We start from the raw sequence: 12094 nt of genomic DNA, 5'->3' as shown, positions 1-12094 counted from the left end.
TCTTCAAGTTCGGAAATAACTGTCAAGATGGATCGGTGCGCGACGGGGTGGCGAAGCCGAAGGTGCTGGTGGTCGAGGACGACCGGGAGCTGGCGGGCATGCTGGGGGAGCTGCTCGCCGACGAGGGCTACGAGACCGAGGCGGCCCACGACGGCCAGCGAGGTCTGCACCTCGGGCTCACCGGGCGGTACGACGTGATGGTCATCGACCGCCGGCTCCCGGTGCTCGACGGGCTGGAGCTGCTGCGGCGGCTGCGGGCCCGCGCGGTGACCACGCGGGTGCTGGTGCTCTCCGCGCTGGGGGAGGTGGCCGACCGCGTGGCGGGCCTCGACGCCGGCGCGGACGACTACCTCGTCAAGCCGTTCGAGGCCGAGGAGTTGCTCGCGCGGCTGCGCGCGCTGGGGCGCCGAGACCTCGACGGCGCCGAGTGCCTGCCGCTCGGCACGGCGGCGCTGGACCTGCAGCGCCACGAGGTCGTGCTGCCGCGCGGGGAGCGGATCACGCTCTCCGGGCGGGAGTTCGAGCTGCTGCGGACGCTGGCCCAGCGGCCCAAGGCGATCCACCCGCGGGCGGCGTTGCGCACGCGCGTGTTCGCCGACTCGACCGGTGAGTCCATTGTCGACACGTACGTGTACTACCTGCGGCGCAAGCTCGGCCGGGACGCCGTGCGGACCGTGCACGGCCTGGGGTACCAGATCGGCGTGGTATGAGCCCCGAACCCGAGGCGCGGGCCCTGCGGCGGGCGCGGTGGGCGATCACCGCGCAGATCGCCGTGGTGGTGTCGCTGCTCGTGGCCGTCGCGGGCGCCATCGCCTACGGGATCCTGCTCTCGAGCCAGCACGCCGACGCCGACCGCCTGCTGGCCAGGACCATCCAGCTCGGCCCCGGCACGACCCCGCCCGGCTGCGTCTGGCTGTTCACCCCGGGCGCGCACGCGCCCGCGGGCCCGCCGCCGGCGGGGATGCCGTTGCCCTCGCTGGCTGCGATGGTGCCATCGCCGGGTGACGTCCACACCGAACGGCGCGCGATCGGCGAGATGACGTACACGCTCCGCGCGGAGAACCGCGGCGGCGTCGTCTCCCAGGCGTTCTTCGAGGAGCGGTACCAGATCCAGGACCGGGCGTCGCTGGTGTTCGGGCTCTTCGTCGCCGAGGGGCTCGCGCTGCTGGCGGCCCTGGGGTGCGGGCGCGTGCTGGCCCGCCGGGCGATCCGGCCGCTGGAGGACGCGTTGCGGCGGCAACGGACGTTCGTCGCGGACGCGTCCCACGAGCTCCGAGCGCCGCTGACCCGGCTGCACACGCGCGCGCAGCTGCTCGCCCGGCGCTCGTCCGGCCGCGACGCGGTGGACCTCGACCAGCTGGTCCGCGGCACGCGGGAACTCGGCGAAGTCGTCGAGGACCTGCTGTTGTCGGCGCAGGCGTGCGGCGAACGGCCGTCGCTGGAACTGGTCGAGCTGGGCGTGCTGGCCGAGGAGGCGGTGGCGGCGGAGGCAGTGCGCGCGTCGGAGGGTCAGGTCCAGCTGGCGGTGAAGCGTGAGCGGCGGCCGTACGTCGTCCAGGGCGTGCCGACGGCGTTGCGTCGCGTGCTGTCGGCGTTGCTGGACAACGCGCTCGGCCACACCCCACCGGGCGGCTCGATCGAGGTCTGGCTGGGCGTCCCCGACGAGCGGCACGTGGAGCTGCGCGTCCGCGACACGGGCGTAGGCTTCCCGGCCGCCGACGCGGACCGCATCTTCGAGCGCTTCGCCCGAGGCTCCGACGGCGACGGCCGCCGCTTCGGCCTCGGCCTGGCCTTGGTCCGCGAAGTGGTGACGGGCCACGGAGGCACCATCGCGGCCGCCGCCCGCCCCGGCTCCGGAGCCACGTTCACCCTCCGCCTCCTCCGCGCCGACCCCTCGTGATCAGACCCGGAACTCGCGTGATCAGACCCGTATCCCACGTGATCAGACCCGTATCCCACGTGATCGAAGCCGGAACTCGCGTGATTGAAGAGTTCCGGCTCCAGTCACGCGAGTTCCGGCTCCAGTCACGCGAGTTGCGGGTCTAATCACGCGAGTTCCGGCTTCAGTCACGCGAGTTCCGGCTCCAGTCACGCGGGTTTCGGGAGGGCGAAGCGGATTTGGCGGGCCAGGGCCGGGTCGAGGTGGTCGCATACGGCCTCGATTTCCGCGCGTAGCCCGGGCGGCGGGGTCGTGTAGATGCCCGCCATGTGCTGACGGCAGGCGTGGAGGTCCTGGTGGGCGTCGGCGGCCAGGTCCGGGTCGGCCAGCAGGGTGAGGTCCGTGTGCAGGCGCCGCCAGGTGTCGCGGTCGCGGAGGAGGGCCGCGGCCACCCGTCGCGTGTGGACCGGCCGGGCGGGGGCCAGGAGGTCCTGCAGCGTGGGGACGTCGACCAGGGCGGGCTTGCCGCGCAGGAACGCCACCACCTCGCGGGTCACCGACGGCGACGGGTCCGTCAGCAGCGGACGCACCGCCGCCGACCCAGGCGCGATCCGGCGCAGGCCGCGGACGGCCGCCCGGCGGAACCTGGGACGCTCGTCGGCGAGGTGACGTTCGAGCAGCGCAGCGTCGGCGGCCACACCCGTCTCGCCGAGCCCCGCGAGCACGCCGAACGACACCGGCAGCGCGCGGTAGTGCGCCGCCGGGTCGCCGCCCGCCTTCAGGACCAACGCCTGCGCCATCGACCGGACCGCCGGCGACCGGTCCGCCAGGTGGGCGACGGCGGCATCGGGACCCAGCAACGTCAACGCCCGCATCCGGACCTTCGGCACCCCCGAAACCAGCAGCTCCGAGACGCACTCGCCGCGGTCGAGCAGCGCGTTGCCGCAGATCGCCCGGACCACGAAGTCGGCGTCGGACACAGCGATGCCGAGCAGCCGCGAGCTCGGCAGCAACCCGGTCGCCTCCGCGTGGACCCACCGGCGGGTCTTCCGGTCCTCGAGCGCCAGCGCGTCGTCGACCAGCCGCGGGGTCAGCGCCCGCCGGAAGAGCGTGGTCATCCAGTCGTCGACGGCCCGCCGCCGCAGCACGCCGATCAGCGGCAGCATCGCCCGGAAGGCCGGTTCGTCCAGTTTGGACAGAGCGGCCGGCCGGGCGAGTTCCCGGACCGGCCGCACCCAGTCGACGCACCGGACCAGGAGCAGCGGCAATGCCTCGGGATCGGTGCTGACCGCCAATCGCTCGACGGCGGCCTCGCGCAGGTACCCGTAACGGTCACACACGGCTTCGGCCAGCTCTTCGCGCGAAGGCCGGCGGCTCAGCCGCTTCGCGCGGCGATACGCCGACGCGTGGCGCACGGCCGTGTCGAACTCGACCCACTGCCGCACATCCCGGTAGCTGATCATCGGTCTCCCCTCCGGCGCCCAGGATGCCCCGGGCCCCGGAGGGGAGGCGAACCGATTTACGCCAGCAGCGCGCGCACCGCCGCCGGGGCGTCGGCGACCGCGACCGGGTTCTGCTCCCGCGTCGCCAGGCTGCGGACCGTCACGTTCCCCGCCGCCCAGTCCTCCTGGCCGACGATCACCACCGCGGCCGCACCCGCCTTGTCCGCGCGGGTCAGCTCCTTGCCCAGCTTGCGGTGCTCGATCGGCGTCGACGTCCGCAGGCCGGCGCCGCGCAGGGACGCCGCCACCGAGCGGGCCGCGTCCGAGAGGTCCTCGGTCACCGGGATCACCATGACGTCGACCTCGCTGCGCGGGGCCGGGGTCAGGCCGTGCGTGTCGAGGAAGTCGATCAGCGTGACGTCGCCCATGCCGAACCCGATGCCCGGGATCTGCTGCGGGGTGAACATCGACGCCAGGTCGCTGTAGCGGCCGCCGCCGAAGAGGGCGCGGCGGTTCTCCGGCGAGGTGTCGAAGACCTCGAACACGGTCGACGTGTAGTACGCCAGCCCGCGCACGATCATCGGCTCGTACTTGACCAGCGAGCCGGCCCCGCTGCGCAGCACGCGCACCAGGTTCGACTGCTCCAGCACCTCCGCCGGCAGCTCGTCCAGCAGCGCCTCGCCCGCGTCGAGCGTCTCCGCCAGCTTCTCGAACTGCTTGTCCGAGAGCCCGATCTCGCCGGCGCTCTCGGCCAGCTTCTCGCGCGGGTACTTCTCCCAGCGGTCGACGAGCGCGAACACCTGGCTCAGGTGGTCCGCCGACACCCCGGCGACGTCGGTGAGCGCCGACGTCAGCAGGTTCCGGTCGTTGACGCGCAGCACGAACATGTCCGGCGTCGCGCCCAGCGCGGCCATCATGTCGTGCACCAGCTCGAAGATCTCGATCTCGCAGTTGGCGCTGTCCGAGCCGAAGATGTCCGCGTTGATCTGCCAGTGCTCACGCACGCGGCCGCGCTGCGGCGCTTCGTACCGGTGGCAGTTCGGGTGGCTGTACCAGCGGACCGGGAACGACAGCGACTTCGCGCTCCCGGCGATCATCCGCGCCACCGACGGCGTCATCTCCGGCCGCAGCGCCAGCCGCCGCCCGCCCTTGTCGGTCAGGGTGTACAGCTGCTTGTCCGCGAGCTCCTGCCCGGACTTCCGCTCGTAGATCTCGGCCGACTCGAGGATCGGGCCGTCGTAGCGGAGGAAACCGCGGCGCTCGAGGACGTCGTAGAGATGACCGAACACCTGGGTACGCACGGACATTTCGGCGGGCAGGAAGTCCCGGGTCCCCTTGTAGGGCGCGGTCGGCAGGTATTCAGGCACGTCACCAGCTTAACGACCGGCACTCAGGCGAAAGCGACCCCGTATGCGGTGAGCAGCACGGCCGCGGCCAGGAGCACCGCGCCCGCGGACGTCACGCGCCCGCCGAGCTTGCCCCGGTTCGGCAGCAGGTGGAGGAAGAATCCACCCGATTGGGCGAGGATGCCGAACAGCAGCAGGAAGCACGTGATCCACAACGCCGGGTCGGACAGCGTCGTGCGGCTCAGGATCTGCAGCGCGACCAGGGCGAGGACCAGCAGGACGCCGGCGTGCGCGTGGCCGGCCCGGAACATCGCGCGCTGGTGCTCGGTCAGCTTGCGGTCGCGCAGGACACCCATCAGCGCGTAGCCGCCGTACATCACGGTCGGCAGGGAGACCAGCGCGATCACCGTGAACAGCTGGGTCGGTCCGTGCATCGGGGAGCTCCTTCGAGGTGGGGTAGCGCAACAGTAACACTGTTTTAAAACGCTGTCACCAAACTGGGCGTGCCCCGATCGGGGAACTAGGCGATGCGGCCCTGGGCCAGCACCAGCACGGGGTTGCGGAGCGCGGCCAGCGACGCGAGCGGGTCGCCTTCGACGACCAGGACGTCCGCCGCCAGCCCGGGCTCGAGGCGGCCGGTCACGCCGCCGAGGCCCAGGCCGGCCGCGCTGTCTTCGGTCGCGATCTCCAGGATCCGGCGCCGGGAAAAGCCGAGCCACTCGTACAGCTCGAGCGCGCCGGCCGGGTCGTCGAACACCGAGCCGGCCAGGCCCGCGTCCGTTCCGGCGAGCAGGCAGACGCCCTGCTCCTCGAGCCACGGCAGCCGGCCGTACATCGCCTGCCCGAGCTCGTCGCCGAGCCGCTCGACGATCGTCCGCCAGTTGCGGCTGCTCGTCGAGCACGCCGAGATGCCTTCGGCGGCCATCCGCTTCGCCACGGGTGCGCGCCGGTCGAACGAGCGCGGCCCGGTCATGAAGCTGCAGTGCTCGACCGTCGAGACCCCGGCGTCGACGGCGGCCTCGATCGCGTCGGCGCCGTGGGCGTGCGCGGCGACCGGCAATCCGTGCGACGCGGCGTGTTCGGTAACCACGCGCAGCTGCCGGGCGTCGAACTGCGACTCCCACATGTCAGCGCCGCCTTCGGTGATCTGGCCGCCGCTGGCCATCACCTTGATCACGTCCGCGCCCGCCGCCGCGTTCGCGTCGATCAGAGCGCGGATTTCGCCGTCGGAAGCCGTTTCGCCGCCGAAAAAGTGGCAGTGCCCGCCCGGCACGGTGATCGGCGGGCCCGACACCAGCAGCCGCGGCGCGGCAGAACCGTCGAACGAACGCCGGACGGCCGCGCCGAGGTGGCCCCGGTCCCCGAGGTCCCGCACGGTCGTGACGCCGCTGCGCAGCATCGCCGTCAGCCGCGAGCGCGCGCCGTCCAGGAGGTCCTCGCTCGCGGAGAAGTGGGCCAGCATCTCGCGGGAGGCGTCGAAGGCCAGGTGCACGTGGACGTTGAACAGCCCGGCGAGCGCGGTCCCGGTGGGGAAGTCGTGCCGGGCCGCGTCGGGCGCGGCCTGCGGGACGACGTCCGCGCGCGGGCCTGCCGCGACGATCACGCCGTCGCGCACCAGCACCGCGCCGTCTTCGACCGGGGTGGCGGGCCGCGGCAGCACCCGGCCGGCGGTGATCAGGGTGTCCACGTCACTTCCCGTTCGTCATCGCGGCCGACAGCGCGAGCAGCGGCCGGACGTCGGATTCGATGTCGTCGGCCCCGGCGGGCAGGACCTGCTTGGCGCGGCCGTCGCTGGCCTCGCCGTCCGCGTGCCGCCGCAGCGCCGTCTTCAGCGCGGCCGCCGCGGCTCCGGGATCGGCCGCGACGACTTCGCCGAAGTCAGCGTCCAAGTACGGCGACAGCTGCACCAGGCCGTCCCGGATCTCGATCACCCGGCGGTAGTGCACGCGGTGGATGCCGCGCGGGGAGAGCCGGTCGCCGCGGCGCGGCGGGGTCCGCAGCACGATGCTCGGGAACGCCTCGACCAGCACTGTCCACAACGGAGCCAGGGCCTCGTGTTCGCGCCGGTGCTGGCGGCGGCGCCGCAACGCCGAAACCCGCGCCCGCAACCCCGGGTAGGTGACGCCGGCCAGGAACAGCATCCCGCCGATCACCACGAACGGCACGCCGAGCAGCAGCAGGACCTTGACGACCGGGCCGAACACCCACGCCACCACGATGTACAGCGCGCGGAAGACGCTGCCGGCGGCCGCGCTCGCCATGCCGATCGCGCCCAGCCGCAACCCGATCCGCAGATCCCGGTCGGCCACCCGCAGATACCGCACGATCCAGGCCGTGCAGGCGATGAGACCGTAGATCAGGTACAGCCCGGCGCCGAGGTAGAAGACCGCGACACCGCTGTCGTGGATCGTCGACGGCCCCAGCGGCAGGCCGCGCAGCTCCGGCCGCGTCAGGTCCATCGCGACGATCATCAGCACGATCGCCGCGGCCAGCGGGACCAGTTCGGCGACCACCCGGCGGTACCGGCGGGGGCCCAGCGCCGAGCCGAGGAAGAAGATCACCAGCGCGCAGATCCCGCACGCCAGCAGCGCGTTGTTCGCCACCCGCGCCGCACCGCGGCCCAGCAGCGCGTCGACGTCGTCGGAGAGCTCCGGCTGCTGCAGAAGGAACGCCGCCGCGAACCCGGCCACGCACGCGGTGACGGCCCAGTTCGGCACGGTCGGCGCGCGCGTCACCTGGTAGATCCGCCACGCGAGCGCAGCGGCGAACAGCACCAGCGCGATCAAGTTCACGGGGCTGAAAAGTGTGCTCACAACCACCCTTGGTGATCGCCGAGCGCCCCCTGGATCCGGCGGAGATCCCGGTCCGCAGCGCGCCGCGGGATCGTGTAGTTCAGGACCGACGCCCACTCGAGGATGATGGTCGCGACGGTCTCGGCTTCCCACTCGTGCGCGTCATCGTAGGACGAGCGGCGCAGGGCGCGGTGTACGGCATCCGGGTCGAGATCGGTGGCCGGGCCGCGCAGGAAGTCTGCCGGCTCGGCGTCGCCGTGCGGGTGGTGGTCGGCCAGCATGTGCCCGAGCTCGTGCAGGATGATGTGGTCCTGGTGGGATTTCGTGGTTTCGGCCTGGTAGAAGATGTAGTCCGCGGACGACGTCGCGATCCAGCAGCCGAACGGCCCCGGCACTTCGAGCGGGTACGCCAGCAGCCGGATCGGTTTCCCGCGCCGCTCGCCCAGCCGCGCGCACAGCACCTCGACGTCCAGCGGCGGCCCGATGTCCAGGTCCTTGAGCAGCTTCCGGCAGCGGCGGCGCAGCTCGCGTTCCTTCATCGCAGCGCGCTTCCCGGGCCCCGGTCTTCCGGGTTCCGGCCTTCGCGTTCGGCCCGCTCGTAGCGCTCGACGAGCTCCAGCAGGTCCATCACCTGCCGGCGGCCCTGCGGCGACAGCTCCTGGGCCCGCATCGCCATCAGCTGCGCCTCGCCCGCCGGCGGCGCGGCTGCCTCTTCGTCGAAGAAGTACGTCACCGGCACGCTGAACAGCCTCGCCAGCGCCTCGACGTAGTGGATCTTCGGGTTGACCCGCTTGCCGGTGGCGAGCTGCTGCAGGTAGGCGGGCGACATCGCCGGGCCGCCCGCGCGCTCGACGGCGGCGGAGATTTCCCGGTAACTGTGCGGTGCGCGCCCGTCCAGCCGAGCCGCCTCGATCAGGGCGCTCAGGCGCTCCGCGAAGGTGCGTTCCCGTGCCATCTCCACCCCCTGGGAATCCAGCCGCGGAAATTCTAACCGCAGAACCACTGTACGCACATGTTGACAGCCATCGTATGCAGTGGTTTACAGTTGGCAAGCCTCTCGCCTGGCTCTCCGTGCCCTGGGGGTGCACGGAACGGCTCAGGCGAGAGGTTGTCGTGCCTTCGACTCGTCATGATCGCACCGTCTGTAGTACGCTTCAGGGGTCAAGGTTGATCGCCCTCGGGCGAACCCTTGGCCACGGCCTGTTGCCGGAGGTCGACCCCCAGGGCTTCCGGTGACAGGCCCCTTTATTTTTCTCAGTCCATCAGGCCGGCGGCCAGCGTGCCGCCCAATTCGGTGCACGCTTCCAGGGTCTTCCGGTCCGGATCACCGGTTGCGGTGACCGGTTCCGCCGCTTTGGCCCAGGCCAACCCCGTCGTGATGGCCAGCAGTTGCCGTTCGGTGCCCGAAATGTCGCTATTGCCGTGAATCCAATACCCGAACGGGCGACCTCGCGTCTCGTCCAGGCACGGGTAGTAAATCGTGTCGAAAAAGTGCTTCAACGCGCCGCTCATGCTGCCGAGGTTCGCCGGCGTGCCCAGCAGGTAGCCGTCCGCTTCGAGGACGTCGGTGGCGGTGGCCGCCAGCGCCGCGCGGCGGACCACCTCCACCCCTTCGATGTCCGGGTGCGTCGCGCCTGCGACGACCGCCTCGAACAAAGCCTGCATCGACGGCGACGGCGTGTGGTGCACGATCAGCAGCCTCGGCATCAGGCGAGCAGCTCCTCGACGTCGGTCCGCAACGCCGTCAGCCGCTCCCGCGCCACGTCGTGCTCGCCCGCCACCACCTGCAGGTACGCCTTCAGCTTCGGCTCGGTCCCGGACGGCCGTACGACCACGCGCACACCGTCGCCGGTCAGCCGCACGACATCGGCGTCCGGCAGCAGGTCTTCGAGGGTGACCTCGACGCCGCCGAGCTGGGCCGGCGGCGTGGCCCGCACCTTCGCCATCAGCTGCTCGCGGACGGCGAGATCGGTGACCCGCAACGAAACCTGGTCGGTCAGGTGGACGCCGTGGCGCCGGGCCAGCTCGTCGAGCACGTCCAGCGGCGTGCGGCCCTGCGCCTTGAGCTGGGCGGCGAGCCCCGCGGCCAGCGTCGCGGCGGCGATGCCGTCCTTGTCGCGCACGAAACCCGGGTTCACGCACAGCCCGAGCGCCTCTTCGTAGGCGAACACCAGCCCTTCGCCGGCCCGCACCAGCCACTTGAAGCCGGTCAGCGTCTCGGCGTACCGGGCACCCTCGGCCTTCGCGATCTCGCCGAGCATCGACGACGACACGATCGTGGTCGCCACCAGCGGGTCCGGCAGCACCGTGCGATCCACTGTGGACAGAAGGTAGGAACCGAGCAGCACGCCGGTCTCGTCGCCGCGCAGCATCCGCCACTCGCCGGTCCGCTCGCGGACGCCGAGCGCGCACCGGTCGGCGTCGGGGTCGAGCGCGATCGCCAGGTCGGCGTCCACATCGGACGCCAGCGCCAGCAGCAGGTCGGTCGCGCCCGGCTCCTCCGGGTTCGGGAACGACACGGTCGGGAAGTCCGGGTCCGGCGCGGCCTGGGCCTCGACCAGGTGCAGGTCGGTGAACCCGGCCCGCTCGAACGCCGCGCGCAGCGTGTCGGCGCCGACGCCGTGCAACGCCGTCGCGGCCACCCGCACCGCGCGCTCGTGGCCCAGCGGCAGGGTCGCGACCTCGTCGAGGTAGCGGTCCAGCAGGTCGACGACCTCGGCGCCGGGGGCCCGCGGCACGTCGGCGGCGGACGGCGCGGCCTCGATGGCGCGCTCGATCTCGCCGTCCGACGGCGGGACGATCTGGCCGCCGGTCGCGTCGTAGAGCTTGTACCCGTTGTCCGCCGGGGGGTTGTGCGACGCGGTGATCTGGATCCCGGCCACCGCGCCGAGCCGGCCGACGGCGAACGCGAGCACCGGCGTCGGCAGCGGGCGGGGGAACACCTTGACGTCGAAGCCGGCCGCGGTCAGCACCTCGGCGGCCGCCGTCGCGAAGGCTTCCGAGCCGTGCCGCGCGTCGCGGCCGACGACGACCAGCGCGCCGGCGTGCCCGTGTGCCGTCAGCCACTGCGCGACCCCGGCCGTCGTCCGGGTGACGACGGCGACGTTCATCCCGTTGGGCCCGGCGCGCACCGGGCCGCGCAGGCCGGCGGTGCCGAACTCCAGGGGACCGGCCAGGCGGTCGGCCAGGTCCGCGGCGGCCCCGGGGTCGCTTCCGGCCCGGGCCAGGACGACCTCGAGCTCGGCGCGGGTGGCGGGGTCCGGATCGGCGGCGATCCAGCGGGAAGCGGCGTCACGCAGGGTGGAATCCGATGTCACCGCGACAGCCTACGGGCTATGGTCGGGTGGGTGCGCTTACTCTTCACCTCACTGGGGTCCTTCGGCCACACCTTCCCGCTCGTCCCGCTGGCGGTCGCCGCGCGCGAGGCGGGCCACGACGTCGTCTTCGCCACCTCGGAAGACTTCCTGCCACAACTGACGAAAGCCGGGCTCGAGACGGCGGCCGCCGGGCTCGCCATCAAGGACGCCTTCGGCCAGGCGTTCGGCCAGGTGTTCGGCGAAGCGGGCCCGCCCGGCCCGCCGGGGGACATCCCGCGGGAGGTGCTCTTCCCGGTCGTCGCGAAGGTGTTCGGCGAGCTGATGCCGAAGCGGTTCCTCGCCGACCTGCTGCCGTTGTTCGAGCACGTCCGCCCCGAGCTGGTGGTCAGCGAAGCGGGCAATTCGGGCGGGGCGTTCGCCGCGCTGAAGGCCGGGATCCCGGTGGTGGCGCACGGTTTCGGCCGCGTGTCGACCGGCGACCCGATGACCACGCAGATCCGCGACGCGATCCGCGTCCACGCCACCGAGCTGGGTATCGAGATGGGCGAGGACCTGGCGTTCGGCGGCCCGTTCGTCGACATCTGCCCGGAGTCGGTGCAGGACGCGGACTTCCTGGCCCGCACCCGCCGGGTGCCGCTGCGCCCGGTCGGCTGGAGCGAGCCGGGCGAGCTGCCGAGGGGCGTGCTGGACAAGCGGCGTCCGCTGGTCTACCTGACGCTGGGCACGGCGATGGGCCACGCGGGCGTGCTCACCGAGGCGATCGCCGGTCTGTCCGGTTTGGACGTCGACGTCCTGGTCGCCACCGGCCCGTCGCTGCCCGAGGGCGCGCTGGGCGAGGTCCCGGAGAACGTCCGGCTCGAGGCGTGGGTGCCGCAGGCGGCCCTGCTCCCGCACGTCGACCTGGTGGTCCACCACGGCGGCAGCGGCACGACGCTCGGCGCGTTCGGCGCGGCCCTCCCGCAGCTGCTCCTCCCACAGGGAGCGGACCAGTTCACCAACGCGGACGCGGTCCTCGCGGCCGGCGTCGGCGACCGCCTCCTAGGCGCCGAAGTCACCGCCGAGGCCGTCGCCACCAAGGCCCGTCACCTCCTCACGGACACCGCGGTCCGCGACGCGGCCCAGGCCCTGGCCACCGAAGTCGCGGCCATGCCCTCCCCGGCCGACGTCGCCGCCCAGCTCCCCACCCTCGCCTAAAGCGCCCCAATGTGGCGTTGGTTGCGTCCAACGCACCCAATGTGGCGTTCGGTGCGTTGGACGCACCGAACGCCACATTGGGGTTGTTTCATCGTGGTTTGTGCTGGTCGGAGTGGGTTGGTGG

The 12094-nt window shown here is 72.4% G+C and carries 12 protein-coding genes; 3 read left to right on the top strand and 9 right to left on the bottom strand.

Features of this window, described 5'->3' with window-relative positions:
• Nucleotides 1–62 precede the first annotated feature (62 nt).
• A complete protein-coding gene (locus ACWEF6_RS35920) occupies nt 63–710 on the top strand; it encodes a response regulator transcription factor (RefSeq protein ID WP_310971368.1) in 648 nt (215 codons plus the stop codon).
• Nucleotides 707–1900, top strand: coding sequence for a sensor histidine kinase (locus ACWEF6_RS35915; RefSeq protein WP_449687016.1), 1194 nt, complete (start codon nt 707–709; stop codon nt 1898–1900). Before ACWEF6_RS35920 ends, ACWEF6_RS35915 begins: the two co-directional genes overlap by 4 nt.
• A gap of 188 nt (nt 1901–2088) precedes the next feature.
• Here ACWEF6_RS35915 and ACWEF6_RS35910 read toward each other — a convergent pair whose 3' ends face one another.
• The 9 genes from ACWEF6_RS35910 to ACWEF6_RS35870 form a co-directional block, all read right to left on the bottom strand.
• On the bottom strand, nt 2089–3342 hold the full coding sequence (locus tag ACWEF6_RS35910; protein ID WP_449687015.1) for a HEAT repeat domain-containing protein: 1254 nt from the start codon (nt 3340–3342) through the stop codon (nt 2089–2091).
• Nucleotides 3343–3398: 56 nt separating this feature from the next.
• Nucleotides 3399–4688, bottom strand: coding sequence for a histidine--tRNA ligase (gene hisS / locus ACWEF6_RS35905; RefSeq protein ID WP_449687014.1), 1290 nt, complete (start codon nt 4686–4688; stop codon nt 3399–3401).
• 23 nt (nt 4689–4711) lie between these two features.
• Complete coding sequence (locus ACWEF6_RS35900; protein WP_449687013.1) at nt 4712–5101, bottom strand: hypothetical protein; 390 nt, start codon at nt 5099–5101, stop codon at nt 4712–4714.
• 86 nt (nt 5102–5187) lie between these two features.
• Nucleotides 5188–6354, bottom strand: a complete 1167-nt coding sequence (locus tag ACWEF6_RS35895; protein WP_449687012.1) for an amidohydrolase family protein — start codon at nt 6352–6354, stop codon at nt 5188–5190.
• 1 nt (nt 6355) lies between these two features.
• Nucleotides 6356–7480, bottom strand: a complete 1125-nt coding sequence (locus tag ACWEF6_RS35890) for an MAB_1171c family putative transporter (protein WP_449687011.1) — start codon at nt 7478–7480, stop codon at nt 6356–6358.
• A complete protein-coding gene (locus ACWEF6_RS35885) occupies nt 7477–7998 on the bottom strand; it encodes a hypothetical protein (RefSeq protein ID WP_310971060.1) in 522 nt (173 codons plus the stop codon). Before ACWEF6_RS35885 ends, ACWEF6_RS35890 begins: the two co-directional genes overlap by 4 nt.
• Complete coding sequence (locus tag ACWEF6_RS35880) at nt 7995–8414, bottom strand: XRE family transcriptional regulator (protein ID WP_449687010.1); 420 nt, start codon at nt 8412–8414, stop codon at nt 7995–7997. The genes ACWEF6_RS35885 and ACWEF6_RS35880 overlap by 4 nt, the downstream gene beginning before the upstream one ends.
• A 299-nt stretch (nt 8415–8713) precedes the next feature.
• Nucleotides 8714–9166, bottom strand: coding sequence for a flavodoxin family protein (locus ACWEF6_RS35875; protein WP_449687009.1), 453 nt, complete (start codon nt 9164–9166; stop codon nt 8714–8716).
• Nucleotides 9166–10776, bottom strand: coding sequence for a phospho-sugar mutase (locus tag ACWEF6_RS35870; RefSeq protein ID WP_449687008.1), 1611 nt, complete (start codon nt 10774–10776; stop codon nt 9166–9168). Before ACWEF6_RS35870 ends, ACWEF6_RS35875 begins: the two co-directional genes overlap by 1 nt.
• 30 nt (nt 10777–10806) lie before the next feature.
• Between ACWEF6_RS35870 and ACWEF6_RS35865 the strand changes: the two genes are divergently transcribed.
• On the top strand, nt 10807–11970 hold the full coding sequence (locus ACWEF6_RS35865) for a glycosyltransferase (RefSeq protein WP_449687007.1): 1164 nt from the start codon (nt 10807–10809) through the stop codon (nt 11968–11970).
• The last annotated feature ends 124 nt before the right edge of the window (nt 11971–12094 follow it).

It is taken from the genome of Amycolatopsis sp. NPDC004772, assembly GCF_053601215.1.
The sequence above is the reverse complement of the archived record's forward strand: the minus strand, read 5'-3'. Positions and strand labels throughout refer to the sequence as shown.